This window comes from Spirosoma luteum DSM 19990, from assembly GCF_000374065.1.
GTDB classification, from domain to species: domain Bacteria; phylum Bacteroidota; class Bacteroidia; order Cytophagales; family Spirosomataceae; genus Spirosoma; species Spirosoma luteum.
The window spans coordinates 39,229-64,977 of the sequence record NZ_KB893265.1; the positions used below are offsets into that span (position 1 = coordinate 39,229).

The 25,749-nt window shown below is 53.3% G+C and carries 22 protein-coding genes and 1 pseudogene; 14 read left to right on the forward strand and 9 right to left on the reverse strand.

Going from position 1 to position 25,749, the window contains the following annotated elements; translation table 11 throughout:
* The 9 genes from B156_RS0117305 to B156_RS0117345 all read left to right on the forward strand — a co-directional run bounded on the left by B156_RS0117305 (position 1) and on the right by B156_RS0117345 (position 10,457).
* On the forward strand, positions 1–882 hold the full coding sequence (locus B156_RS0117305; protein WP_018621026.1) for an alpha/beta hydrolase: 882 nt from the start codon (positions 1–3) through the stop codon (positions 880–882).
* Positions 883–886: 4 nt separating this feature from the next.
* Complete coding sequence (locus tag B156_RS0117310; protein ID WP_018621027.1) at positions 887–2,494, forward strand: carboxylesterase/lipase family protein; 1,608 nt, start codon at positions 887–889, stop codon at positions 2,492–2,494.
* Between the two features lie 200 nt (positions 2,495–2,694).
* Positions 2,695–4,323: a carboxylesterase/lipase family protein gene (locus B156_RS0117315; protein WP_018621028.1), complete on the forward strand. Its 1,629-nt coding sequence runs from the start codon at positions 2,695–2,697 to the stop codon at positions 4,321–4,323.
* Between the two features lie 92 nt (positions 4,324–4,415).
* Complete coding sequence (locus B156_RS0117320; protein WP_018621029.1) at positions 4,416–5,711, forward strand: CitMHS family transporter; 1,296 nt, start codon at positions 4,416–4,418, stop codon at positions 5,709–5,711.
* Positions 5,708–7,045, forward strand: a complete 1,338-nt coding sequence (locus B156_RS0117325; RefSeq protein ID WP_018621030.1) for an acyclic terpene utilization AtuA family protein — start codon at positions 5,708–5,710, stop codon at positions 7,043–7,045. Before B156_RS0117320 ends, B156_RS0117325 begins: the two co-directional genes overlap by 4 nt.
* Positions 7,042–7,353, forward strand: a complete 312-nt coding sequence (locus B156_RS0117330; RefSeq protein WP_018621031.1) for an AtuA-related protein — start codon at positions 7,042–7,044, stop codon at positions 7,351–7,353. The genes B156_RS0117325 and B156_RS0117330 overlap by 4 nt, the downstream gene beginning before the upstream one ends.
* 84 nt (positions 7,354–7,437) lie before the next feature.
* On the forward strand, positions 7,438–8,358 hold the full coding sequence (locus tag B156_RS0117335; protein ID WP_018621032.1) for a restriction endonuclease: 921 nt from the start codon (positions 7,438–7,440) through the stop codon (positions 8,356–8,358).
* A 32-nt stretch (positions 8,359–8,390) separates the two neighbouring features.
* A complete protein-coding gene (locus B156_RS0117340) occupies positions 8,391–9,263 on the forward strand; it encodes an FtsZ/tubulin family protein (RefSeq protein ID WP_018621033.1) in 873 nt (290 codons plus the stop codon).
* Positions 9,264–9,380: 117 nt separating this feature from the next.
* On the forward strand, positions 9,381–10,457 hold the full coding sequence (locus B156_RS0117345) for a TolB-like translocation protein (protein ID WP_245563764.1): 1,077 nt from the start codon (positions 9,381–9,383) through the stop codon (positions 10,455–10,457).
* Between the two features lie 48 nt (positions 10,458–10,505).
* On the opposite strand, the gene B156_RS0117350 is transcribed toward B156_RS0117345, so the two are convergent.
* The 6 genes from B156_RS0117350 to B156_RS0117375 all read right to left on the reverse strand — a co-directional run bounded on the left by B156_RS0117350 (position 10,506) and on the right by B156_RS0117375 (position 18,916).
* Positions 10,506–11,414, reverse strand: a complete 909-nt coding sequence (locus tag B156_RS0117350; protein WP_018621035.1) for an NmrA family NAD(P)-binding protein — start codon at positions 11,412–11,414, stop codon at positions 10,506–10,508.
* 172 nt (positions 11,415–11,586) lie between these two features.
* Positions 11,587–12,840 carry a DUF819 family protein gene (locus B156_RS0117355; RefSeq protein WP_018621036.1) on the reverse strand — a complete coding sequence of 418 codons (1,254 nt, stop codon included), beginning with the start codon at positions 12,838–12,840 and terminating at the stop codon, positions 11,587–11,589.
* A 186-nt stretch (positions 12,841–13,026) separates the two neighbouring features.
* Positions 13,027–15,789: a CHAT domain-containing protein gene (locus B156_RS0117360; protein WP_245563765.1), complete on the reverse strand. Its 2,763-nt coding sequence runs from the start codon at positions 15,787–15,789 to the stop codon at positions 13,027–13,029.
* An 18-nt stretch (positions 15,790–15,807) separates the two neighbouring features.
* A complete protein-coding gene (locus tag B156_RS0117365; protein ID WP_018621038.1) occupies positions 15,808–17,586 on the reverse strand; it encodes a S8 family serine peptidase in 1,779 nt (592 codons plus the stop codon).
* A 23-nt stretch (positions 17,587–17,609) separates the two neighbouring features.
* Positions 17,610–18,326, reverse strand: coding sequence for a hypothetical protein (locus B156_RS0117370; RefSeq protein WP_018621039.1), 717 nt, complete (start codon positions 18,324–18,326; stop codon positions 17,610–17,612).
* Complete coding sequence (locus B156_RS0117375) at positions 18,323–18,916, reverse strand: RNA polymerase sigma factor (RefSeq protein ID WP_018621040.1); 594 nt, start codon at positions 18,914–18,916, stop codon at positions 18,323–18,325. The genes B156_RS0117370 and B156_RS0117375 overlap by 4 nt, the downstream gene beginning before the upstream one ends.
* A 345-nt stretch (positions 18,917–19,261) precedes the next feature.
* Between B156_RS0117375 and B156_RS0117380 the strand changes: the two genes are divergently transcribed.
* From B156_RS0117380 to B156_RS0117400, 5 genes and pseudogenes are all read left to right on the forward strand, one after another.
* Complete coding sequence (locus B156_RS0117380; protein ID WP_018621041.1) at positions 19,262–19,795, forward strand: collagen-like triple helix repeat-containing protein; 534 nt, start codon at positions 19,262–19,264, stop codon at positions 19,793–19,795.
* 313 nt (positions 19,796–20,108) lie between these two features.
* A complete protein-coding gene (locus B156_RS0117385) occupies positions 20,109–20,468 on the forward strand; it encodes a hypothetical protein (RefSeq protein WP_018621042.1) in 360 nt (119 codons plus the stop codon).
* 101 nt (positions 20,469–20,569) lie between these two features.
* Entirely contained in the window at positions 20,570–21,043 is a 474-nt protein-coding gene (locus tag B156_RS0117390) for a DUF3244 domain-containing protein (protein WP_018621043.1), read from the forward strand.
* Positions 21,044–21,173: 130 nt separating this feature from the next.
* Positions 21,174–22,967 (forward strand): annotated as a pseudogene (locus tag B156_RS29345) (alpha/beta hydrolase).
* A gap of 151 nt (positions 22,968–23,118) precedes the next feature.
* Complete coding sequence (locus B156_RS0117400; RefSeq protein WP_018621046.1) at positions 23,119–23,475, forward strand: HNH endonuclease; 357 nt, start codon at positions 23,119–23,121, stop codon at positions 23,473–23,475.
* 50 nt (positions 23,476–23,525) lie between these two features.
* On the opposite strand, the gene B156_RS0117405 is transcribed toward B156_RS0117400, so the two are convergent.
* From B156_RS0117405 to B156_RS0117415, 3 genes are all read right to left on the reverse strand, one after another.
* Positions 23,526–24,410, reverse strand: coding sequence for a bifunctional 5,10-methylenetetrahydrofolate dehydrogenase/5,10-methenyltetrahydrofolate cyclohydrolase (locus tag B156_RS0117405; protein WP_018621047.1), 885 nt, complete (start codon positions 24,408–24,410; stop codon positions 23,526–23,528).
* Positions 24,411–24,516: 106 nt separating this feature from the next.
* On the reverse strand, positions 24,517–25,023 hold the full coding sequence (locus B156_RS0117410; protein WP_018621048.1) for a DUF4385 domain-containing protein: 507 nt from the start codon (positions 25,021–25,023) through the stop codon (positions 24,517–24,519).
* Positions 25,008–25,649 (reverse strand): pyridoxamine 5'-phosphate oxidase family protein, encoded by a 642-nt coding sequence (locus tag B156_RS0117415; protein ID WP_018621049.1) that lies wholly within the window; start codon positions 25,647–25,649, stop codon positions 25,008–25,010. The genes B156_RS0117410 and B156_RS0117415 overlap by 16 nt, the downstream gene beginning before the upstream one ends.
* Positions 25,650–25,749 lie beyond the last annotated feature (100 nt).

Genomic DNA, 25,749 nt, shown 5'->3' on the forward strand with positions numbered 1-25,749 from the left:
ATGCTGAAACTTACTGCCAAAACCCTGTCTTTTGTTCTTGGCTGCCTGTTATCACTTCAGGTGCTGGCGGCTAAAGTCGATACGCTGGATATCCCCAGCGCCAGTATGAACCGGACGCTGCGGACGGCTGTGGTACTGCCGGAGCGGTACAGTTCTGCCACCCAGCCTTTTCCGGTGCTCTACCTGCTCCACGGGGGCTCCGGCAATTTTCGGGACTGGCTCACCAAAACGCCCGACAAAATGCTGCTGCACCGCATGGCCGATCAGTATAACGTTATCATTGTGACGCCCGATGGCGACCCGACCAGCTATTATTTCGACAGTCCCCAGGTTAAAGCCAGCCAGTTTGAAACCTTCATTTCGCGCGAACTCATCGACAAAATTGACAACGCATACCGCACCGTTCGGGAGAAAAAAGGGCGCATCATTGCGGGCCTGAGCATGGGTGGGCACGGGGCTATGTTTATTGCCAGTCGCCATCCCGACCTGTACTCGGTAGTTGGAAGCATGAGTGGGGTCATGAACATCAACACCGCCACCTGGAAAGTCCCTGCCGACTTTGCTAAATCACGTTCGGAGAATTTTGCCAAACTGCTGGGCCCTGCCGCTCCCGGCAATGCGCCCTATCCGGGATACACGCTGGTCACGCTGGCCGATAAACTCAAAGCCAACGGCCTGCCGCTTATTTTCGATATTGGTGTAGATGACTTCCTGATTGAAGGGAACCGGGATTTGCACCGCCAACTGGTGGAGAATAAAACCCCGCACGACTATACCGAACGGCCCGGTGCCCACACCTGGGACTACTGGCAAAATTCTTTACCGTACCAGATGCTGTTTTTTAGCAAAATCCTGAAAGCAAACGGTGTAACTATTCCTTAAGTCTATGAAAAACGTGACATTAGTAGTAGGCCTCGCAGTCATTGGATTGACGGGCTTTATGGCCTTGATCCCCGTTAGCGACGAGCCGACGGTGGTTACCGTAACCGGTGGGCAAATTGCGGGTACCGTCAGTAAAGACGGTGGTGTGCGGAGTTTTAAAGGTATTCCGTTTGCGGCTCCGCCCGTTGGCGACTTACGCTGGAAAGCACCACAGCCGGTCAAACCCTGGACCGGCGTTCGGAAAGGCGATCAGTTCGGGCCAAGTCCCATGCAGGGCGCACCTGCTCCGTTTGGGCCGTGGAGTGCTGAATACCTGATTCCGAAAGAACAAATCAGTGAAGACTGCCTGTACCTGAATGTGTGGACGAAGTCAAGCCAGACTGGAGCCAAATTACCGCAGGAACGCCTGCCGCAGGAACGCCTGCCGGTACTTGTCTGGATATATGGGGGTGGTTTCAACAGCGGGGGAAGTGGTGTGCCGCTTTACGATGGCGAAGCCACGGCAAAAAAAGGCGTCGTGTTTGTCAGTGCGAACTACCGTGTAGGGCCGTTCGGCTTTCTGGCACTCCCGGAACTGACGAAGGAATCGGGCCACAACGCATCGGGGAATTATGGCCTGATGGACCAGATAGCCGCTCTGCAGTGGGTGAAGCAGAATATTGCGCAGTTTGGGGGTGACCCCAACAACGTTACCATTGCCGGCCAGTCGGCGGGTTCAATGGCCGTGAACTGCCTGGTGGCGTCACCCCTGGCTAAAAACCTGTTCAACAAAGCCATTGCCGAAAGCGGAGCCGGTTTTGCCCGTCCGTACCCGACTTTACAGCAGGCGGAGGAAGCGGGCCTGAAAACCATGCAGTCGATAGGGGCCTCATCGCTGGCGGATTTACGCGCCCTGCCCGCCGACGAAATCCTGAAGAAAGGGCAGGGGGGTCGTGGTCCCATCATTGACGGTTACGTGCTGCCGCAGTCCATCGCAGCTATTTTTGCGGCCGATAAACAGAACGACGTGGCGTTGCTGACCGGCTGGAACGAAGATGAAGGCATGGCGTTTGGCCCGGCGAAAAAGGCGGACGAGTACCGCAAACAGCTGGAGCAACAGTACGGGACCGACGCGCCGGATTTTCTGAAACATTACCCCGGCACGACGGATGCTGAAGCAGCCCGGTCGCAGCTAAACCTGTCGCGGGACATGATATTTGGGGCGCAAAACTACGCCTGGGCCAACGTCCAGAGTAAGCAGGGCAAGCCGGTGTACGTGTACCGCTTCACCCGAAAGCTACCCGCCACCGGCGAGTACGCCCGCTACGGGGCATTCCACACGGGCGAGGTGGCCTACGCTTACGACAACCTTGCCTTTGTCGACCGCAATCTCCGCCCACTGGAACCGAAAGATGCCGAACTGGCTAAAACCATGTCAACGTACTGGGTCAATTTCATGAAAACCGGTAGCCCCAATGGCAATGGGTTACCCAAATGGCCCGCCTATTCCACCAAAAATAAACAGATAATGCTATTGGGCGACAACGTTCAGGCTAAACCCCTTCCCGATGCCGCTTCGCTGGATTTTCTGTATGGGCAGATGAGCAAAAACCAACCCGCCCGAACCAATTAAGCAGCGGGTCAATGAAGATAGTAGATTGTTATTTGTCATGCTGACGAAGGAAGCATCTTCGCCGGGCTGCCGGAGCGGGAACAGCAAAATTTCCAATTACCAAAGATGCTTCCTTCGTCAGCATGACAGAAATATCTCATAAAGGAAGTGTAAGAAATTGATAGTCAATTAATTTAAACTTAAAGACTAATTCCAATTCAATGAAAACCAACTCGTTATTACTGGCACTAACCATGCTGACGCTACCGCTGGTGGCACCCGCCCAAACGACCAAAACGGCATCATCGCCCATTATGGCGGGTAAAGATATTGCGGTTGTTCCGACGGAGTCCGGCAAGGTGCGCGGGTACATCCATAATGGCACCTACACCTTCAAGGGCATTCCCTACGCCAAAGCCGACCGGTTCATGGCACCCACCAAACCGGATTCCTGGACAAACGTACGGAGTTCAATGACCTATGGCCCGGTGTGTCCCATGGACGTAACCACCTCGACCAATGATGAGATTGAGTTCCCCTTTCATCACGACTGGGGCTATACCAACGAAAACTGCCTGAGCCTGAATGTCTGGACGCCACAGCTGACGGCGGCTAAAAAAAGGCCCGTTATGGTATGGTTGCACGGGGGCGGCTTCACGGCGGGTTCATCGGTAGAACTGCCGTCGTATGATGGCGAAAACCTGACCAAAAAAGGCGATGTGGTGGTCGTGACGGTAAACCACCGCCTGAACATCCTGGGCTTTCTGGATCTGGGTGCCTATGGCGATAAGTACAAAAACTCGCCAAACGCGGGCCTGATGGACCTGGTGGCTTCCCTGCAATGGGTGAAGCAGAACATTGCACAGTTCGGGGGTGATCCCGATAACGTTACCATCTTCGGGCAGTCGGGTGGGGGTGGCAAAGTGACCAGCCTGATGAATGCGCCATCGGCCAAAGGGCTGTTTCAGAAAGCTATTGTGCAGAGTGGAAGTTACATAACCAGTTTTACGGAAAGCGAACTGGCCCGGAAAGTAAGTGCGGCCCTGCTGGAAGAATTGCACCTACAACCCAATCAGGTAGATTCGCTACAGAAAATCTCGTACGAGCGGTTGAACGCGGCTGGTAAAAAGGCGATTCGCAAAGTGGGTGAGAGTCTGAAAGGCGAAGGACGGCCCGCATTTGGTTTGGGTTGGGGACCTATTCTCGACGGTAACTTCCTGCCCAACCAGCCCAAAGAGACTGCCGCACTGGCGCTGTCGAAAGATATTCCCCTGCTGGTAGGTTCGACCAAAACGGAGTTTGGCCCGTTCAACCCGGCTAACCGCCCGGCAGATATGGAAGCGGCAAAGGCTGCGCTGGAAAAGCGGTACGGGGATAAAACCCCTGCTTATCTGGCCGCCGTTAAAAAAGCCTATCCCGAAACGACGCAACCCGCCGACTACGTGAATGTGGATATCAACTTCCGGGAGAACACGATCCGGCAGGCCAACCAAAAGTCAGGCGTTGCGGGAGCCGCGCCCGTTTATGCATACGAGTTTACCTGGGCCTCGCCCGTCAACGACGGCATATACAAGTCGATGCACTGCATGGAAATTCCATTTGTATTCGATAACATCAGCCGGTGTGAAGAAATGACGGGGGGCGGCAAAGAGGCCCAGGCCCTTGCCGACAAGATGAGCCGGGCCTGGATTGCATTTGCCCAGACCGGTAACCCAAACGTTAAAGGTCTTCCTGCCTGGCCGCAGTACACCGCCGACAACGGTGCCACCATGATTTTTGACAACGTGAGCCAGGTGAAAAACCACCACGACAAAGAGCTGATTGAAGTAGCAACGGGTAAACCATTATAAGGGACGTGACTGTGGTTTGTCGTCGCCGAATCGGTAATGACAAACCACAAATGCGTTTGGTTGAGTAACCATCAGTAATTACCCAACACAGTATGCTCTCTTTTTTCGGTTTTGCCACAATTGCCCTCTTTCTTGTCCTGATTATCACCAAACGTCTTTCCGTGATTACAGCACTGGTACTGGTGCCTTTGGTGATGGGCTTGCTGGCCGGCTTTAATCCGAAAGAACTGGGTGAAATGATTTTAACGGGCATTAAACAGGTGGCTCCCACGGGGATTCTGCTGATGTTTGCCGTGCTGTATTTTGCGACCATGCTCGATGCGGGCCTGTTCGACCCCGTGGTGTCGGCCATCATCCGCTACGTAAAAGGCGACCCGCTGAAGGTGATCATGGGAACAGCACTGCTAACGATGATTGTCCACCTGGATGGGGATGGCACGGCTACGTTTATGATTGTGATGTCGGCGTTTCTGCCCATTTACCGCCAACTGAAAATCAATAAATTAATGCTGCCCGGCATTGTGGCGCTCAGTGTGGGGCCGTTGCACCTGGTGCCCTGGTCGGGTACGTCGGCGCGGGCTATCTCGACGCTGAAAACGGATGCTACCCAACTTTTTAATCCCAATATTCCGGCCATTATTGCGGGGGTTATCTGGGTGCTGTTTGTTGCCTATTGGTTTGGGTTGAAAGAACGAAAACGATTAGGCATTGCCGAGTTGCAGTACGTCCACCACGAAAACCTGACCGACGAGCAACGACTGTTTCGTCGGCCCAGGCTGTTCTGGGTCAATGCCGTACTGACCGTGGGGCTGATTGTCACACTGATGAAAGGCTGGGTACCGGCTCCGGCTCTGTTTATGGTGGCTGCCGCCGTGGTACTCCTCCTGAATTACCCCAAACTGGCCGACCAGCAAAAGGTGTTGCGCAATCACGGCAACAATATCTTCATGGTGTCGAGTATGATTTTTGCCGCGGGCGTTTTTTCGGGTATCCTGACCGGCTCCAAAATGATTGAAGCAATGGCAACGTCCGTTATCTCGCTGATTCCGCAACAGCACGCGGGCTTGTTACCCACGTTGACAGCTATTACCAGTATGCCCGCGAGTTTACTGTTCACGCCCGATGCCTATTATTTTGGTGTGGTACCCATCCTGAGTCAGACGGCCACGCAGTTTGGCATTGACCCGCTGGAGATTGGGCGGGCGGCTTTGCTGGGGCAGATGACGGTCGGTTTCCCCGTTAGCCCGCTCACGGCGTCGACCTTTCTGCTGGTGGGGCTGGCCGAAGTAGATTTGGGTGATCACCAGAAATTTATCCTCAAATGGGCGTTCGGTACCACGCTGGTCATGACGCTGGCCGCCCTGCTAACGGGTTCCATCCATCTATGAACGAACGTATTCGTATTGGCTGTGGCGCGGGCTTCTCCGGCGACCGGCTCGAACCAGCCCTTGTTTTACTCCAGCAGGCTAATCTGGATTATCTGGTCCTGGAATGTCTGGCCGAACGAACCATCGCCCTCGCGCAGAAGCGCAAAAGACAGAATCCACCCCTGGGGTATGACCCGCTGCTGGAACGTCGAATCGAGTTGTTATTGCCCGACCTGATCGCCCGAAACGTCCGGCTGATCACGAATATGGGAGCGGCCAATCCGCTGGCTGCGGCTGAGAAAATCTGCGGGATTGCCCGGCGACTGAATCTGTCGATTACCGTAGCTGCCATCACAGGTGACGATGTATTTCATCTGCTTTCGGGCGATGAAAAAGCCCTTGAAACGGGTCAGCCGCTTACGGCTTCGGGGCCACTGGTTTCGGCCAATGCCTACCTGGGTGCCGATGCCATTCTGCCCGCTTTGGCCACGAAAGCCAACATCATTATCACCGGCCGCGTGGCCGATCCTTCGCTGTTTTTGACGCCACTGATGCACGAATTTGGCTGGTTACCGGACAATGCCGACCAGATGGGGCAGGGTACCGTTATCGGGCATTTGCTGGAGTGCGCCGGTCAGCTGACGGGTGGATACTTTGCCGACCCCGGTATGGATGTACCCGGCCGAAAAAACGTGCCCGACCTGGCGCATTTAGGTCATCCCTTTGCTGATATTCTTCCCGACGGAACCGCTACGTTCGGTAAAGTAGCCGGTACAGGCGGACTGCTGACTTTGGCCACGGCAAAAGAGCAACTGCTGTACGAAGTGATGGACCCCAGCCGCTACCTTACGCCCGATGTGGTGGCCGATTTCACCCAGGTTCGGCTGGAGGAAGTCGGGCCAAATCAGGTGCGGGTGTCGGGTGGACGGGGACAGGCTGCTCCCGGTACCCTGAAAGTGAGCGTAGGGTACGATGCGGGTTTTGTGGGAGAGGGCGAAATTTCCTACGCCGGGTCGAAGGCAGTGGGCCGGGCGCAACTGGCGGGGGCTATCATTCAGGAGCGGCTTCGGGACCGTTTTCCTGATTTACGCGTCGATTACATCGGCAGTACATCCGTCCACCGGACTAGCTTTGGGGAGTATCCCGACCCCTACGAAATCCGGTTGCGGGTGGCCGGTAAAGCCAGTACAGCCAGCATGGCGGCTTTGGTAGGTGAAGAAGTCGAAGCGCTCTATACCAACGGCCCGGCGGGGGGCGGAGGTGCCCGTAAGTACGTTCACGAACTGGTCGGCATCGTCTCCACGCTCATGGACCGCCGTACCATCACCCCGCAACTAACCCTGTTTCAGTCATGACCGTCAAACTCTACGATCTGGCCCACAGCAGGGCAGGCGACAAAGGCAACACGCTTACGTTGTCGCTAATTCCCTACAACGCCGATGATTACGAACTCCTGCGCGTCCGCGTGACCGCCGAAGCCGTCAGGCATCACCTTCGGGATATTGTGGCGGGGGAAGTGACCCGGTATGAGTTACCCAACCTGCCCGCGCTTCAATTCGTGTGCCAGCAGGCCCTGACCGGTGGTGTGACTACCTCCCTGACTATGGACACCCACGGCAAAAGTTTAAGCTACGCCTTACTGGAGATGAAAATTGAGCGGTAGAGGGGACTGGGGATGCTCTTTCCGGGTAAGTGCATGATTGCTTAATCGTACCGGCACTATCTTTGCACACCTAAAATCATACCTATGCCTGTTCCCGATTTCCAGTCCATTATGTTGCCATTTCTTAAATTCAGCAGTGATGGGAACGAACATACAACGCGCGAAGCCGTAGAATGTCTAGCTAATGAGTTTGGACTCTCCGAATCAGAACGGGAAGAATTATTGCCGTCGGGAACCCAGCGGATATTCGAAAACCGTGTTGCATGGACAAAAACCCATTTGCTTAAAGCAGGTCTAATCGAATCACCACGGCGTTCTTACTTCATATTAACCGGGCGAGGGAGAGGTGTCCTGGAAGAAAAACCGCCTAAAATTAACATAGCATTTCTGCGTCATTTCCCGGAGTACGTTGAGTTTCAATCACCGAAGCGTGACGAGAATGGACCGCAGCAGGCAAATCGACCGACTGACGACGTATCAACTCAAACCCCTGAAGAAACGCTGGATAGCACTTACCAGAGCATTCGTAAAACGCTTTCTCAGGACCTTCTGGCTAAAATTGTCTCCCAGTCCCCCGCTTTTTTTGAAAAGCTGGTTGTTGAGTTACTCGTTAAAATGGGGTACGGTGGGTCAATCAAAGATGCGGGCAAAGCCATTGGCAAAAGTGGCGATGAAGGCATTGACGGAACCATAAAGGAAGATAAACTCGGACTGGATGTAATCTATATCCAGGCTAAAAAGTGGGCACCCGGAAACGTAGTCGGTCGCCCGGAGTTGCATAAATTCGTTGGCGCACTGGCAGGGCAGGGGGCTAAGAAAGGCGTTTTTATTACCACCTCCAGTTTCACAAAAGAAGCCAGAGACTACGCGCCCCGCAACGAAACCAAGATTGTGCTCATTGATGGGGAAGAACTAACCCAACTCATGATTGATTATAACCTCGGTGTAACCGTTCAGCAGACGTACGAAATCAAACGGATGGATAACGACTACTTCGACGAATGAAACCAAAACACTTCTGACAAACAATCTGTGCCATGTACGACGACGAAGAAGTGCCGACGCTGACCATCATTGGTGTGGGTGAGATGGGGGTGGCCGTGGTTAATCAACTTCTCAGGAAACCAGTCTACAGTGCCAGCTTACTCATCTGCCATGGTAGTGCCGATGTGCTGCGGGCTTCTTCGGCACCCAATAAGGTCCTGTTTGAAACGAACCGGCCCGATAATGAAGCAAAGTGGCATCTGACGGACGCGCTCAGCGATCTGACACTACCCGGCAAGTTGGCCATCATCCTATCCGATCTTGGTAGTCCTGATGATTACCGGCAGGCGGCTCTACTCGTCCAGGTTCTCAAAGAGCAGGGAAAGTGGACAGTGTCTACGGTTGGCCTGTACCCGGATCCTGATTCTGAGCAACAGCAATGGGTTGAGCGCCGGATACTTGACCTGCAACAGCAGGCCGATAGTGTCTGGATATGTACCCAGGACCAGGAAGCCTATCGTCAGCGTGTGGAACACATGACCCGTGCGGTGAGTATTCTGGCCAGTTTCTGTGAATCAAGCATTGACTCGGCCGACTTTCCGGACGTTATAAGAATAATTGCGAAAGCCCGTATGGCGGTGGCTGTAGCGACCGCAAAAGGAGATAACCGGGCTACCGACATTGTTACTATGGTAATTAATCAGGTGCAGACGCAAACAATGGGCGGGCCCGTTATTGACCGAATCCTGCTGATTGCGAGTACCGGTAAAGAAAAGCCGCTGTTGCTGCGCGAACAGATGGCAATCTCAAACGGCATTAGTGACTTCATTGGCAGAGAGGTGAAGCTTTTTAAATTTGGTGCCATAACGGATGTCACACTGGGCGAACGGATCAATGTCGCTCTTTTGATAGGAATGCCTTTTTAGAAAGAAATCGCTGGCAAAGACGCCGGGTAAAAGTCCTGGTAGCGGGCGAAAATCAATTTGCCGGGTTTTATTTACAACGGTTTCCCATACATTCGGGTCTTACAGAAAACGATACGGATGATGAAGCGCATGTTACTGGGTGCCTGCCTGCTTGGACTATTATTCAGTTGTGATCTGGAGAAACAAAAGCTCCACGGTTACGATGAAGTGGCCTTTCCCGAAACGGTTGAGACCATGGGCGCCATCAATTCCATCGATGATGATTATAATTCCAATCTGCAAACCGTAGGTGCGGTATCGGCCCTGACCTTCTCCTCAAAACGGGGTGGTAGACGTGATTTTGACTTCGTGCGGGAATCGCTCAATTATTCGTATGACCTGCGCTCCGGTCTGTTTTCGTTCGACTATACTCCCTACGGTGGCCTGGATGTAGTGCAGGAGCTGGCTCCTGTTGGCTGGGCCGCCAGCATCGCCAATTCCAGTGCCAATGAATTGGGGCCGTATATCCAGTCGTATGACCGGGATTTAATCAAGGACGGGTTCAACCGGCACTATGGTGAATACCTGATGTTGTTTGCTTCCGACCGGACCGGTAACCTGGACATATACTTAACGCACAACTACCGCAAAAACCCAACGGGCGCATCGGCCATTCCGGGCAGCACAACGGCCATTACCAGCAAAACGTTTTCGGACCCGGTGCCGGTTGCGTGCCTGAACTCGCCCGCCGACGATGGCTATCCCACCTTCGACAGAAACTTTAAGTCGCTGTACTTTACCTCGAACCGGGGTGGCTCATTCGATGTGTTTAAGGCAACCCTGCCCGCCATTACGCCAACGGAGTGGCAGAATCAGTTGCCAGCTCTAGCCGATGTCGCCATCGAGCGCGTAGCTGAACTATCGTCATCAGCCGATGATAAATGTCCGTTCATTTTGGGTAACCGATTAGTCTTTACCTCCAACCGGCCCGGTGGTTATGGGGGTTACGATTTGTACTACAGCCAGTGGGATGGCAGTCGCTGGTCGGCACCGATCAATTTTGGCCCTGCCATCAATACCGCCAGCGATGAATACCGACCCATACTGACCGGCATAGAATCGTACACGAACCAGCTGATGATTTTTTCCTCAAACCGGCCCGGTGGCAAAGGTGGGTTCGACCTGTACCGGGTTGGGGTGCCGAAGATGAATTAGGACCAGTCGTTGTCTGTACGCACGTTCATACGTGCCAGCCGTCTTCGTTCATTGCCAGCTGGGTTTCTGCTCCGAAATCAGGTCTTTGACGGTTGTCCATTTCATACCTGCGTAACGATTGTTGTCGGTGGTGTTTACCGTTGCCCGTTCGTCCATCATATTTCTCATGTACTGCATTCCTTGCCAGGCCGGATACAGGTCAGTTTTTGCCGGTGCCATTAGTCTGGCTATTTTTATCAGTACACCCAGTAATCCAAGTCCTCCTGTTCGGAGCATACGAAATCTTTTCCCGGACAATTCACTCATCACGTCTCTGATTTTCCGCGGGCTTATTCGGTCACCAGCAATCCGCAGATAACGGGGTGTGGATGCATCAAGGGCTACATTTGCCGTAAACATAGCGGTGTCGGCTACCGTAGTGAACCCTATTTTATGGTCCGCATTACCCCAATAAAGTACCAGGTTCTTTTTGAAAAGGATCATCGGGATTTCATTGGTCAGCATATCCATGAATGCCCCGTTAAAAATGGTTGTGGCTGCAATGGGTGCCTTATTCAGGTAGGTATGAAAATCCCTTCTTAAATCCAGGTTGCGATTTTCTCCGTCGGTGAATTTTGTAAAGTCCAATGAATAATCGGACGGGATAAACCGGGGTACTCCGGCTAAAACAGCGCCGTTCAGCAGTACTTTCTGGGCCTCAATAACCACATCGTGTAAACCTGCCAGTGCCGACACTACACAGGTCGCACCGGTGCACGCAGTGGCTATTGCCTGTTCGCTGGTCATGTCCACCGCTGCGACTTCTGCCCCGATTTGCTCAAGATGACTTACTATTTCAGCGTCGCTGGTTGAGCGAACTAAAACCCGAACCTGGGCCCCTTTATCCAGTAAAACCCTTACTATTTTACCGCCAAGATTACCGGTTCCACCGGCTACAACTATAAGTTGGTTACTCATGTAGTTTATTAATGATTGTGCCAGCGTCAACGGCTATACTACGGACAATTGCTATTAACCCGACTGGTAAGCAAATTGATTCGCAGGGAAAAGCAGTTGACACGGTGAGCGAAAAAGAAAATGACCGGCAAAAGCGAAATCCAGGATTCTCTGCTTCGGTAAGAATTAGCCATCAGCGTTCCACCAGCCGCATGAGCCAGGCGGTGAGCAGTCCGCCGTACGTGCCCAGCACATGACTCAGCACGGCCAGCAACACGCCCACCGGAGCCAGGGCGGGATGAAAAATAGAGGCTACGGCCGGTGCCGTGGATACCCCGCCGATGTTGGCCTGACTGCCCACGGCCACAAAAAAGTAGGGAGCGTGGATGATGCGGGCCGTAACCAGCATGACCAGTACGTGAATCAGCATCCAGATAACCGCCACCAGAAACAGGCCGGGGTTACCACCCAGGTTGGAGAGGTCGAGTCGCATCCCGATGGTCATAATCAGGAAGTAAACGAAGAGGGTAGCCAGGTCAGTGGTGCCGAGCTTTTCAAGTTTGCGCAAGCGGGTGAAGGATAATGCAATGCCCAGCGTGGTAGAGAGCATCACTACCCACAAAAAGTTAGACGTGAACGGGGCCAGTCCGTATTCGGCCAGCGCGGTTTTGTAGGGTTGCAGTTGGGACGAAATTACGTAGGCCAGCCCATGAGCAACGGCCCCTCCACCAAAGCCGAGGGCCAGAATGGTGCTCAAATCCAGCAGATTGGCCGGGCGGTCGGGGGTTTGTTTATACTGCAGAATGCGTTGTTTGACTTCTTCGATGGACGTAGTGTCGGCCCGGAGCCAGTGGTCTATTTTTTCTTTGTGCGCTGCTCCCCAAATCAGGCAGGCCGTCCAGCTGGTGGAAACCACCGCATCAACCACCAGCACAACGGCAAATAGGGCTTCGCTACAGCCGTAAATTTCTTTCAGGGCCAACTGACTGCTGCTGCCACCTATCCAACTCCCCGAAATGGTGACCAGCCCTTTCCAGTACTCACCCGCAATGGCCTGCTCCCGGAAGCCGGGAATCAGGGCCATCACGATGAAAAAGGCAATGGGTGCCCCGATTATTATCCCCACTGTGCCGGACAAAAAGGTGATGAGTGCTTTGCTGCCCAGCCGGGCAATGGACCGTAAATCGGCGGTGGACGTGAGCAGCACCAGAGCCGCTGGCAGCAGATACGTAGTCGACACATTGTACAAACTGGACTGCGCGCCCGAAATGATACCCAGGCTGTTCAGCGTAGCCGGGAAAATGTAGCACAGCAGCAGGGATGGTATGTAGGTGTACAGCCGTTGCCAGAAGGGACGTTCGGACTGCGATGTAGTGAAAATAAGGGTCAGCACAACCAAAAACAGGCCAAGCGTGATGGCATCGTTGGTGATAAGAGGCTCACTCATGGGGTACGTGTCAGGAGAAGGTCGGATGGGTGTTTCTTCATGCCGTAAGCCGGGTAAGTCTGGCCACGAATATAAGGGTATAGCCGATACGACCCTCTGCAAAAATGAGGTACCCCAACCTTACCAGATTATTAAAACGGAGCAACGGTTTCGAGACCTAAGGGAAGGGGGAGGGTAAAGCCCGATTTAGCGGGGCCGCTGTCTGCGACGATGGAACCACCAGGCTCCCGCCAAACCTGACACTACGCCAAACCCACCCACCCATTTATCCAGAGGAAGTTGCGTTTCGATGGGTTCAGCATTGCCGACGAGCAACAAACCTGCCCAACGGTTGGGTAATTGATCGGATTGGTCAGCGTCGGCGAGGTAAGCTAGCTTAGCCTGCTGTAAGGCCACATCTTTGGGTAGGCCTTCTGATAGACTGGTGTAAAAGAGTTCGGTGAGGTCATAGGTTGCCCGATTTTCCACGTTCCAGAGCGTGGTCAGTACGCTCGGAACGCCTAAGGAGGCAAAGCCCCGCGCCAGACTAAATACGCCTTCGCCCCGCTGATTGGCCCCAATGCCCGTTTTGCAGGCCGAAAGCCCTACCAGTTCGGCAGGCAACTGCCCGGTGGTCGTTAGTTCGGACAGGCGCAGGGTAGAGTCAGCGAAGAACAGCGTGGGTTCCCGGTCGGTGCTGTCGGCATCGGCATGGGTGAACAATTGGATGATTCGGTACTGCCCCGCCTGTTCGCCAAACGCCCGCCGGGTGGCCCCATTGCCCGTCAGCAATGCCGGAGCTGAGAACTTACTGCTAATCCGGATCAATACCTCGTCTGACCCCGCCAGCGGCACCTGTCCCAGCCTAGCCGAAAATCCCACCGGCGCAATACCCAGAAACGTACCCGACTGCCCGAACCAGCCCGGTTTACGACCCGTATCGGTTGGTTCTTTGAACAGTTGGTTCAGTGAATAAGCGTAACTGAAGGCGTACTGATTCACCAGAAATTCGGGTTTAGTGGCTGAGGTGCTAAGGGCTTCGAAAGGGAGCAGTACCCCATCCGGCGAAATAATAACCCGGCCGGCCGGTAAGCGCAGCGGAGCCAGCAAGGAACGGTAAAGCTGGTTGGAAACCGTGAGGTAGTGTGTAAACTGCCGGTTGAGCGCGTCGGGGTTGGCGTTGAAGGCTAACAGTTCGGCGGCTGGCCTGGTGTAGTAGGCAGCGGGCAGGCGCAGGAGCTTGTTTCCGGAGGGCGTAACACTCAGCGCGTAAAGGGTGCTGTCGCCTATAAAATAGGTGAGGAGGGAAGCGCTGCGTTTAATAAGATGCTCTCTAACCTGGCTTAGTGAAATAGTTTGGTTATCGTACTTGTAGCGGTAGTAGGCAGGGTTGGTTTGTTCGAGGTTTTTTACAAAGGCTTCCTGTTGTTCCTGAGCCGTTCGCAGGCCATCGAGCGCGTTGGCGTAAGTGGACGTATTGGGTTTTTCGGTGGCTACTTTGGTCTGCCAGTCGGCTACGCGCTGGCGGAGTTGCTGTTCCTGTGCGAGTTGAGCCGGGGCAAGTTGCCGACTGGCACCCAGTTCATTGAGTTTGTCGTTGAGCAGTACCGCGCGGCTTTTCTCCATAAAGTGGAAGGCCGCCGGGGCATCGTTGAGCCGGAATGCCGTTTCGATGGCCTGTTCGTAGAGCCGGTGGGTTTTGCTGCGCCAAAATAGTTTGGACTGCTGCCCCGTATGTTCCCAGCGCATGAAGTCAATCATGGTATCGGCCAGAGCGTAGGTTTTAAGTGCGTTTTTGAGCCGGACGGTGTCATTATGAGTGGCTTTGGCCCAATCGAGCCAGGTATCAGCTTTATCCTGAATAATCAGGAGCAGATAATCTTTCTGGTAAATGCTCCGTATTGTCTGAGCCGGAGGGAGACCAACAAGGGTAGTTGGCCTGCTGCCGGGAAACATGGTGGCAATCCCCTGCTGGTAGAGGCTCAGGGCCTTTTTGTAATTACCCAGGCGTGAATGCGTCCGGCCGAGGTAGTTGTACAGATTGACTTTGCTGTATGCACTCTTGTCGACCTCAAGCCCTTTCTGATAGTAGGTTACTGCCAGCTGGTAATTTTTTTGCTTGTAGTAATGATAGCCAATGGTGTTCAGAAAATCGGACAGATTTTGATGCTGATTTTTTTCGGCTAGCCGATAGGCTACATTGAGTTCTTTTAGTGCGTTGTCGGGCTGACCGAGTGCGTATAGGATTGTACCCAGAAGCCGGTGTTGACTGGCCAGGGAGAACCATTCGTTGGGGTAATGCCGGAGTATTCGAATGGCTTTCTCCAGTTCGATTTTTGCTTCCCGGTGGCGGCCCATTTCGTTGAGTACCTGCCCTTTCTGCTCCCATATTTTGGCTGAAGCTATTGAGTCGCCTATGGATAAGGACAGCGTACCGCCCATGTCGGCGTGTGTGAGGGCTTTTTCAATTTCTCCGGTAACGAAGTAGGCATATATCAGATACAGGTGGCAGTTGGCCACGTATTTTTCGGCTTTTTTGGTCGTTTTGCCGAGGGTAACGCCCTGTTTCAGATGCCCGATGGCTTCCGTGTTTTGCTCATTGCTGTTGTAATAAATCCCAATTCGACAGTGCGTTCTAACCAGGTCAATTGCTCTGAGTGCGGGTGTTAACTGTTGATACAGGGGTAGCACCTGTTTTGCCGTGCCAATGGCCGCTGGGAAATCATTTTGGTAAAATTGAGCCAGACTCAACTGCAGCAACGCATCGACATACACCGAATCTGCTTTAGGATAACACCTCTGCCAGCCCGTCACCCATTTTTGCAACGCAGACTCCTGATTGGCTATCGTGTCCAGAGCCGAAATTTTTTGTAGCCTTGCCTGCCATGCCGGTTTAGGCTGGCATTGTGCCCTTAGGGGCATCGTGCCAGCGCAATATAACAGGCATAGCAAAGCAAGGAAGCGTAGCATACGCGTACGGTGAGTAGCTTATTCGTAGCAAATGAGCCGGTTGTCGGCAATCTCGTTATTCGAAAACATTTCTCCTCTGAATGTCAGGTCATCGAGTATTCGCTGCCGGTTGGCCGTAGCATTATCCTTCAGGTAATCAGCGAGTTTGGCCGAGAAAAAGGCGGCTGCAAACGAGGTCGTATTCAGGCCGGAATTTGCGTTCTTGAAAACTTTCGTAAGCGGCTCTACTACGCCCACGCTCACAAACGACTTGCCGTAGTTATTTACCGTTTTGTAAACCGGGGTAACTGTAAATTTTTTTGGAGATTTGAACAGACTAAAAACTATACCCAGTAACGTCCCGATTAATACCCAGATCGACGTTGGGCTTTTCGGTTGCAGGGCAACGTCCTTATCAGGGGACTTCCGAACGGTAGTTACCGTAATTACCGACAGCTCAGGGTCACCCGCAAAACAGGCTGGAAACAAATTCCAGACCTCCCGGGTACTGGTGTTGGCCGAAGGATCAAAGCGAGGGGGTGGGGCTGTTACATTCATTTTCAATTCCCGGCGACTGGTTTCGTCATCGGTAATCTTACGGTTTCCGGCGGCTGCAACGGTCCAGATACCGGCTTTGTGCAGTGCCCTGAATTTAGCGTACAGCAGTTTATAGGCATCGTAGTGAAACTGACCGGCAAGGCTCAAATTGACCACCCGAACCTTGAAGTTATCTCCATGGCAGGCCAGCACATAGTTCAGGCCGCACAGTAAATCGTAGAGGGTTCCCTGCCCGCCGTGGTTGAAAATCTTTACCGGTAAAACAGCGGCTGTACTTTTCTGATTGATAATAGCCGATATCGTTGTCCCATGTCGACCGCGCACTTCCTCCCCGTTAGTTATCAGGTGGTCATCGTAGGGGCTGTTTAGGATTTTCTCATTCGACAATACGGATAATCGGGTGAGCGTTGAAATATTCCTGTAAGCCCTATCGGCCACCGGGTCTGAATCCTGGCTGGCCCGCAGGTAGTTGGTTACCGGGCTGTATCCATTCTTGTTGAGAACGTTTGTTGATTCCGCACCCACTTGAGCCAGTTTAAAGGATTTCATCCGGGAGGGCTGGCTGCTGTCAGGGTATTGGTTGGTCGTAGTACCATCGTCATGGTTGAATTGCGTCTTTATTCCCGTATCCAGCACCGCTACGATGGGGTTAGTAGAGTCCCCCACTGTTCCTTGTGGCGGGTGAATAGTAAAATCGCTGTCTTCAACGAAAAAACCATCGGGTAGCGGGATATCCTCCGCAGCCTCAACCGTAACAATAGGCGGGCCGGGCCTGTTGTTGGGCGGGTCCTGTACGATCAGGTTTTCAATTTGCCCACCTGCAGCAATCCTACTCTTGTCGTCCACAAATGTGCCAAACGGTTTGTTGGACTCACCTAATAACGTATTGATCGGCTGCCACTCGATGAGTACCGTATTCGTCGGCATCCCGTACTCATCGTCGGGGTTAGGGTATTCGCAGACGCGCACTACCCGCACCGGCAGCGAAATGGGGGTGCTGCTGCCAACGGGTATGAAATCAAGAGTTGTCTGGTTATTTGGAGTCAATAATTCCGACGAAATACTCAGCCCTGTACGTACAATCAGAATTTTCTGATACGGAACGGCTATCAACTTCTTGAAGCCCGGAATCAACGCAATAGGGGAGTAAATGCCCAGCGTTGCTTTTATCTCATCCAATTTTTTAAACTGTTTATCATCGGATTCGCTGCCCTGGTGGGGAGTTGAATAAGGGTCTTTAGGGTTAGGTGTGGGTTTCATACATGTAGTCTGATTAGGTAAATTTATAAGTCGTCAATCAATTCTTTTGCCGCTTTTTTGCCATCCAGATTCTGCTCAATGACCGTCTGTAACATTTTTTTGGCCGTGGATTCATCGTCCGGCGCGTTGCGTTTCAGGCGGGCAATGGCCTCATAAAACGGGCCGGGGTTGGCCTGTAGGCCGGTGCGCTGGCTTAGGTTGTGAAACTGCTCAATGGCTTTGTCGTAATTGCCCTGCCGCAGGGAAACAAGCCCGGCTAGTTTTAGTACGTCCGTATTGTCAGATTGCCGTTTCTGTAAACCGGCAATCAGGGTTTCGGCCTGGGCAAACTGGCCGGTGTTGTAGGCTTGCCGCGCCAGTTGGAGCGTGTCGGGCTGGCTGCTCATCGTTACCGGGAGCGTGGTCAGGTTTTCCCGTATATAGCGGTCAGCTACTTCCCGTGCAGATGGTTGCGGGCTAAACAAAAAGAAGCCCAGTAGTAGCAGTACACAGGCGGCAGCCACCCAGGCCATTGGTACCCATACGGGTTGACGCACCTTAATCTGCCGCTCCCGAATGGCAGCCCACTCGGCTCTGCGCCCGGCCTGCGCCTGCAGACGGGCCGTTTGGCGAGCCTGTACGTAAAAGGCTACGGCTTCCGCCAGTTCAGTATCCATACTGATCTGCTGCTCAAACCGCGCCTTTTCCGGCTCGGTCAGCTGCCCGGCGAAGTAATTATCTATGGTGTTAAGATCGTTCATTTTTTTGTTGAGGTATAAGATTCCCGCAATTTCTCCAGGCAACGCAATCGGCTGGTTTTAGCAACCGAAGCCGTGTTGTACTTCATCTGCTGGGCAATTTCATCGTCGGTGTACCCTTCGCCCCAGGCCAGCAGCATCTGTCGGCATTTGTCGCCGATGGCCTCCAGGTGCTGATGTAGCTGTTCGATATCACTTTGTATGATAAGCTGCTGCACCACCGTGCGTGCCGGATCGGGTAGTTGCAGGAGCGTGTCGTCAATAGAAACGGCATTGTGGACCTGCTCCCGGTTAGTCGTTTTTTTTCGGATCAGGTCAACACACTTGTTACTAAATATTTGATAGAGATACGTTTCCAGCTTGGATTGGCCCTTAAACCGCCCGGTAGTAATATGGTCGATACCGGCCAGAATGGTATCGTCGTAGGCCGAAACGCAGTCTTCTTCCGGTAGCCGGTGTTTGCGGGTGCCTTCCCGAATAAAGTAGAGGTATTGTTCGTAAAGCCGGTTTTCGACGCTGTGGCGGGTGGAGCCTCCAGTCTGTATGCCTGCAATAATCTCGGCATCGGATAAGTGTCTGGCAAATAGGCTCATATGTGTTGGGTTGATACTAGAAAGGTACAGTAAAAACCGATTTCTCAAAAAAAAACGGGCTGATTGTTTACCAACCGGCTTCAAGCCGCGACTAATGGGCAGGCTTATCCGTTCAGAATGGCGCATCAGGGCATTTATAGAAACGTAAAGAGGCTGAACGGTGAACCGGTGCATCAAGAATCCCCGCTTCAAACCACATTCTTACGAAACCAATTCGATTACATCTACGGCTGGTCAGTAGACGAAACACGTTTTGCATCGCCACAGCATGCCGTTTCAAGACTTTTTTAGTGCAGTTAAATCAAACCGGCCACATGGCTCCCACACAATCAAACCTCTAGTACCATGTTTCACACCAAAATTGCCCAAATCATCCGTCCGCTGTTATTGGCGTTGACCATCATGTCATTTTTTGCCGCCTGCAAACCCGGCGACCCCGGTCCGGCGGGTGAAACCGGTCCCGCAGGCCCGGCAGGAGCAACTGGTCCTGCCGGGCCTGCGGGGAGTGCTAATGTAACGCAGATAACGTATGGCTCCCGAACCCATACAGGAAGCAGTATTGACTACACGATGTCTGGTGTTTCAGCGGCTATGGCCAGCCAGGCTGCCATCTTTGTGTACCTGAGTAACAGTGCGGCATCATGGTATCCCATTCCCGGCATTTTTAACGGAACCAATGAATACAGAAATTATATAATTCCTGCTGCCAGTTCGACAGTTCGGGTGATTCGGGTATCGGGTGGCCCTGGTGGAACCGACACCTTCGCGGCTACCCGCATTGTTCTGATACCAGCTTCCGCAGTAGTGACAGGCCGTAAAGGCGCCATTGACTACACCGATTATGAGGCCGTTAAAAAAGCCTACAACCTGCCTGACTGACCTTAATCAACGGGTAATTACACCCAATGTATAGTTCAGTCAGCGACCGGGGCTGGTTCGTTACCCGGTTCACGGCAATAACCGAAGCGTTATTTTCTACAATCAGTTTCGGGCGAGGCAGCTGTTACGAATCGGTAACTGGCTACACGCCTGGCGACACAGGCCGGGATTTGTGGTGTACAACGAGTGGGAGATTAATATAAAAAATAATTCCCCTTCCTGTTTCCGTCCCCATCCCAGGCTACGACTAACCAGCAACGGCCCGCAAGCCAACAGTTATTTTTCTATCCACACTATAAACCTTCCTCTTTTTATGAAAACGTCCCTGATTACTCTATTTGCCCTTTCGTCCGGGCTGGCTCTGGGGCAGATTCCTGCTACCAATCCGCTCCTAACCCATGCCCAAATCACGGCTCGCACCGGGCAATACCACAGCCGGGTCAGGCAGCCCACTCCGCCCCCCATTGGGTTTTGGGTAGTCGAAGAAAACGTCGGGAGACCGGCTATTATCCACTTTTACGCCGACAATCGGCAGGTAATCCGGACTGATACGCTGCGCCAGAAACACCTGAATCTGAAAAGGCGCGTTGTCGTGGGTCGGTTGAACAGGCAACTAAATTCCCTGTTCGATGCCCAGCCTGTTCCTGCTTCGGTTGCCGGCCTTCGCCCCTGAATCGTTTACGGGTTGCTTTGTCTACCTGCTTTTTAATCGCTTTGCCGTACTGGTTCAAGTACACATTTATCAAATCTATTCACAACTAAAACAGTAGTAACATGAAAACCAATTGGTCTTTTTTACCCGCTTGCGCGCTGGCCGCGCTGACTACCTGCCTGTTGTTGGGCTCGTCTCCGACCTCCACAGCGCAAACCTACAGTGGTCAACTGAAGCTGACAGAGGCACCTACCCAACTCGAAGCCGTTGTGTATCCATTATCGAGTCGCCCCGCCACCATTAGAGTCAATTTCAATAATCCAACGGGCGGTGCGGTACAGCTCACGATTCGGGATGAGCAGGGGAAAGTCTGGTACGAAGAGTCTGAGTCGATAGCCCTGTATCGCCGGAATTTTGACCTGTCCGGCATGCCGATTGGCAAGTACACCGTTGAACTCGGTAAAAAAAATGAGCATCTTGTCCGGACATTCGCTATCAATCCACCAGCAATGAGCTGGATTACGATAAACACCCCATCCGAACAGGACATTCCCAATGGAGCGAATCCTAGAGGGAAACGCCTAACGAGTAATTAGAGAGTGCGTTCCCTGGCATCAGGAAACAAAGATGTATGTTACCCGTACCTGCTTGGCTGCCCATAAGGCCAATCCGGTACGGGTAATTACTTTTTTGCGTAGTTTGAGGGGAATTTCAACCTACAGATTCATGAATCGACTTCTCCTGCATCTTCTTAATGCGTTCTTGCTTACCAACGTATATGCCCAACCGAGCGTCGGCCCGGCGAGCGTCGGCCCGGCAAGCGTCGGTCCTGCCCTGAAGTTTTCTGTCTCTTTTCCCGCATCGCAGAGTAAAGAGCCGCTGGATGGCCGGGTGTTGCTTATCCTGGCCAAAACCGACAAAACAGAACCCCGGCAGCAGGTGAGCGACGCGGTGGAAACGGCTCAGGTGTTTGGGCTGGATGTAAACGCACTAAAACCCGGTCAGGCGGCTGTGGTGGACGCTGCAATGCGCGGCCCGAGCGAGTATGGCTACCCAAAAGAGGGCCTGCGCGACATTGCCCCCGGTGAGTATTACGTACAGGCCGTTCTCCACAAATACGAAACATGTCAGGTCAAAAACGGTCCCAACGGAACCCGGCGCACCGTAAAATTGCCGATGGATAGGGGAGAGGGGCAAAACTGGCGCACGGCTCCCGGCAACCTGTACAGCAAACCACAGAAAATTTCGCTGAAAGCGGGCGATAAGCAGTCGGTTGCGGTGGTTTTAGACCAGGCGAATCCGGCAATCCCGGCCCCGAAAGACACGAAGTTTATCAAGCACGTAAAAATTCAGAGCCAGAAATTGACCGAGTTCTGGGGCAGGCCGATGTTTATTGGGGCCAACGTGCTTATTCCGGCCGGGTTTGCTGAACACCCCGAAGCCAAATACCCACTCGCGATTTTTCACGGCCACTTCCCCGCCGATTTCTCGGGTTTTAGCGAGACACCCCCGCCTGCCAACATGGATACGACTGATTACATTGCTCGGTTCAACCTGTGCGGCTATAAAAAAATCGTGGCGCAGGAAGCGTATGATTTCTATCAGAAATGGACTAGCAAAGACTTTCCCCGGATGCTGATTGTGGAAATTCAGCACGCTAACCCGTACTACGACGATTCCTACGCCGTGAATTCCGAAAACATCGGACCCTACGGCGATGCCATCATGTACGAACTCCTGCCCGAAATTGAAAAGCAGTTTAGGGGTATCGGGTAGGGGTGGGCGCGGTTCACGTACGGCGGCAGCACGGGTGGCTGGGAGGCCCTGGCCGCGCAGGTATTCTACCCCGACGAGTTTAACGGCTGCTTTGCCGCCTGCCCTGACCCCATCGCGTTTGATGCCTACACCGTGTTTAATCTCTACAAAGACAAAAACGCTTACTACGAAGAAGGCCCGTTCCGGCAGACACCCCGCCCCGCTCACCGCAACAATCTGGGGCAGATTCAGTCGACACTCGAACAAACCAACCATCGCGAACTGGCCCTCGGTACGCACTCCCGCTCCGGCGACCAGTTCGACATCTGGGAAGCGGTCTACTCGCCCGCCGGACCGGATGGGTACCCCAAACGCATCTGGGACAAAAAGACCGGCGTCATTGACAAATCCGTGGCTGACTACTGGCGCGAACACTTCGATCTGATGCACATCCTGAAACGCGACTGGAAAACCCTGGGGCCCAAAGTAACCGGCAAAATCCATATCTACTGTGGCGACATGGACAACTACTACCTCAACAATGCGGTGTACCTGATGGAGGATTTTCTGAAAAATGTCAAGAATCCGGTTGCCAACAGCGAGGTAGCCTACGGCGACCGTTTTGAGCACTGCTGGAACGGCGATCCCAACGTACCTAACTACATCAGCCGACTGCGCTACAATACGATGTACATCGACAAAATGCTGAAACGCATGGACGAGAGCCACCCGGCGGGGGCCGATTTGACGAGCTGGAAGTACTGAAAAGACAGGTCGGCAGTCTGTTGAACCTCACTCCCGGGATTGGTGTTCTGACAAAAACAGCCCGTACTTACCGTACTGTCGGCTAATTAATTATAACACGGTCAGGGGATGGAGGAGAAGCCCACTGGTGCCCGATTTAGTGACTATTCGCATGAAACTACCGCAAACCCTGAACGGGAACCGCGTACTAAAACGGCTGGATTTCGAGCTGTTACAGACTAAATACAAGACCCACCGCCGGTTACAGGTGTTTGCCAACAAGGGTACAGTCTGTGTGCGTTGTGGCGTTGAAGGAGTCCATCTGCTGTCGTCGGTCAATCCGAGTGGCGGCCATCACGTTGACCTGTACACGGCCAATTTCGTGCTGATGACCGTTGACCACATCCTGCCCAAATCCAGGGGGGGAGCCAATGAACTGGCCAACTACCAGCCCATGTGCCAGCACTGCAACGGCCGCAAAGGCAATACGCTGGAGACCATTGCCAGTAAACAGGACGACCGTCCCTGATACCGGACCAAGTCAACTACCACTGGTCATGTATAAACCTGCGCGGTAGTCTACTTTCCATACACTTCGCCCCGGGCGGCTTTCAGGGTGTTCTGCATCAGCGAGCAGATGGTCATCAGGCCCACACCGCCGGGAACGGGGGTGATGAAACTGGTTTTGGGGGCTACTTCATCAAATTTTACGTCGCCTTTGAGGGCGAAGCCACTTTTTTTGCTGGCATCAGGCACCCGCTCCAGCCCGACATCAATCACTACGGCCCCATCCTTTACCATGTCGGCAGTAACGAATTCGGGCTTACCGAGGGCGGCTACCAGGATATCGGCCGACCGGCAAATTTCGGCCAGGTTCCGGGTACGGCTGTGGGTGAGGGTAACGGTACAGTTGCCGGGGTAAGTGTTACGCTGCATCAGAATGGACATTGGCAACCCTACAATCTGGCTCCTGCCCACCACCACGCAGTGTTTGCCGGCTGTTTTGATGTCATACCGTTTTATCATTTCCAGCACGCCCTGTGGCGTAGCCGAAACGTAAGCGGGTAGCCCTTTGGCCATGCGACCAATGTTTATGGGGTGAAAACCATCCACATCTTTGGCGGGGTCGATGGTTTCCATGATGCGGTCGGGGTTGATGTGAGCGGGGAGGGGGAGCTGCACAATTAACCCGTCCATATCCGGGTTTTCGTTTACCGCCCGCACGTTGTCCAGCAGTTCTTCTTCCGAGACGGAGGGGTCCAGCCGGATGAGGGTGGAGTGCATGCCTACCTCTTCGCAGTTTTTCATTTTGGACGCTACGTAGGTTTCCGAAGCGCCATTGCTGCCTACCAGAATAGCCACAAGATGTGGGATTTTGCCGCCCTGTTCGCGAATTTGGGCGACTTCAGCCGCTATTTCCTGTTTTATTTGTGCCGAAAGAAATTTACCGTCAAGGAGTTGCATGTCTTTTGTGTACTTGGAGAAATCCTTGCGGCTGATTTTTCAACCGCAACCTATACAGAGGAAACCGCAACGGCGGCCCGGCGCAAAGTTCGCAAAGATTGTAGAACTAGCCGTACTTTTCCTGCCACTCCTTTCGTAGTTTTTTGTAGTCCGCATCTTCCCGGGCTTCCAGGTATTTACCGTAGAATATGCGGGCCGATTCGGCTTTTACGGGGTCTTCTTCACGGGGAAGCTGATCGCGGCCATGGGCGCCCGACCGGCCTTTCTGATCGTTGGGAACGGGACCGTCGTATTTCTGGCCGGTTTTATGATTCGCGTACCGCCGTGCCCGGGTGTAGCCCATCTGCAGAAACTTCCGGGCCATGTCCATGCCGATGAAGTCATGACTGGCTTTATAATCCAGGAACAACCGGTAAATTTTTTCAGACGATTCGCGGGCTATATCGGGCGTTTTAAATCGCCAGTAGGGGAGAATTTCGTCCTTATAGGGCTGTACTAACAACACGCCCTGCTCCCCCTTGCCAACCCGGTACAGTTCGGGTTGCACACGCAGGTCTAGACCCCGGTAGTCGAGGTCGTAATTAAAGGCGCGGTCGTTTACGGAGCCAGCCACATCATTCTGGATTCGGGTTCGTACTGGAAACAGGCTCTTGTGTGGCCACTTCGGCTGAGGTGAAGGGATTCCATAGCCAGCACCCGGCATTCGATAACCGCAAAGTTTTTACGTCCGGCCTCACTTTCTTCGGCCGAGGGGAGCTTGTCGGCCAGCTGTTCGGGGAAGCCCGGGTAGGGCTGCGGTTGTTCACTACCCGGAACCGGCTCCGAAAGATAGGCTTTGCGGCCACTCACCGCTAACTTCTTCCAGTGCTCATCCGCAATATAATCATCCGTGTGGAGCCGGGTTTCAATCGAAAGACGAAGTTGTAGTTGTTGCCCACTATCCCAGAACAGCAGTGTTGCCATGGGGAAAGCTTCCAGTTGCAGCACCTTTTCGGCGCGGGAGTCGGTATAAAACCAAACGTACTTCCGGGCTTCATCTACCCCGCGCAGCACCACCATGCGCGCATCGGCCCCGCGCTGGGTGCAGGTGGCAATGGTCATGGTTTTAAAGGGGGAGTCGGGTTGCTCTGTGCCCGCCAGAAGCTGGTCCCAGTTACTACGTTCAAGGTCAGAAAGGGTACTAACAGGCAGAGTAGTGGCGTTTTCCGGGTGGCTGGCTGGTTTGGGCGACTCGCTCATGAGGGGGCGTTTTATAGCTTTGTTTCGATTGGCATAACCCCGGGGTTACTTTCTTTGTTTCAGTAATTGACATCACCCATTAGTTACGACCAACTAGTCC

Excerpts from the sequence above, each read along its gene's own strand:
- B156_RS0117305 (WP_018621026.1), top strand. The coding sequence starts at position 1 with ATGCTGAAACTTACTGCCAAAACCCTGTCTTTTGTTCTTGGCTGCCTG.
- B156_RS0117310 (WP_018621027.1), top strand. The coding sequence starts at position 887 with ATGAAAAACGTGACATTAGTAGTAGGCCTCGCAGTCATTGGATTGACG.
- B156_RS0117315 (WP_018621028.1), top strand. The coding sequence starts at position 2,695 with ATGAAAACCAACTCGTTATTACTGGCACTAACCATGCTGACGCTACCG.
- B156_RS0117320 (WP_018621029.1), top strand. The coding sequence starts at position 4,416 with ATGCTCTCTTTTTTCGGTTTTGCCACAATTGCCCTCTTTCTTGTCCTG.
- B156_RS0117325 (WP_018621030.1), top strand. The coding sequence starts at position 5,708 with ATGAACGAACGTATTCGTATTGGCTGTGGCGCGGGCTTCTCCGGCGAC.
- B156_RS0117330 (WP_018621031.1), top strand. The coding sequence starts at position 7,042 with ATGACCGTCAAACTCTACGATCTGGCCCACAGCAGGGCAGGCGACAAA.
- B156_RS0117335 (WP_018621032.1), top strand. The coding sequence starts at position 7,438 with ATGCCTGTTCCCGATTTCCAGTCCATTATGTTGCCATTTCTTAAATTC.
- B156_RS0117340 (WP_018621033.1), top strand. The coding sequence starts at position 8,391 with ATGTACGACGACGAAGAAGTGCCGACGCTGACCATCATTGGTGTGGGT.
- B156_RS0117345 (WP_245563764.1), top strand. The coding sequence starts at position 9,381 with ATGATGAAGCGCATGTTACTGGGTGCCTGCCTGCTTGGACTATTATTC.
- B156_RS0117350 (WP_018621035.1), bottom strand. The coding sequence starts at position 11,414 with ATGAGTAACCAACTTATAGTTGTAGCCGGTGGAACCGGTAATCTTGGC.
- B156_RS0117355 (WP_018621036.1), bottom strand. The coding sequence starts at position 12,840 with ATGAGTGAGCCTCTTATCACCAACGATGCCATCACGCTTGGCCTGTTT.
- B156_RS0117360 (WP_245563765.1), bottom strand. The coding sequence starts at position 15,789 with ATGCTACGCTTCCTTGCTTTGCTATGCCTGTTATATTGCGCTGGCACG.
- B156_RS0117365 (WP_018621038.1), bottom strand. The coding sequence starts at position 17,586 with ATGAAACCCACACCTAACCCTAAAGACCCTTATTCAACTCCCCACCAG.
- B156_RS0117370 (WP_018621039.1), bottom strand. The coding sequence starts at position 18,326 with ATGAACGATCTTAACACCATAGATAATTACTTCGCCGGGCAGCTGACC.
- B156_RS0117375 (WP_018621040.1), bottom strand. The coding sequence starts at position 18,916 with ATGAGCCTATTTGCCAGACACTTATCCGATGCCGAGATTATTGCAGGC.
- B156_RS0117380 (WP_018621041.1), top strand. The coding sequence starts at position 19,262 with ATGTTTCACACCAAAATTGCCCAAATCATCCGTCCGCTGTTATTGGCG.
- B156_RS0117385 (WP_018621042.1), top strand. The coding sequence starts at position 20,109 with ATGAAAACGTCCCTGATTACTCTATTTGCCCTTTCGTCCGGGCTGGCT.
- B156_RS0117390 (WP_018621043.1), top strand. The coding sequence starts at position 20,570 with ATGAAAACCAATTGGTCTTTTTTACCCGCTTGCGCGCTGGCCGCGCTG.
- B156_RS0117400 (WP_018621046.1), top strand. The coding sequence starts at position 23,119 with ATGAAACTACCGCAAACCCTGAACGGGAACCGCGTACTAAAACGGCTG.
- B156_RS0117405 (WP_018621047.1), bottom strand. The coding sequence starts at position 24,410 with ATGCAACTCCTTGACGGTAAATTTCTTTCGGCACAAATAAAACAGGAA.
- B156_RS0117415 (WP_018621049.1), bottom strand. The coding sequence starts at position 25,649 with ATGAGCGAGTCGCCCAAACCAGCCAGCCACCCGGAAAACGCCACTACT.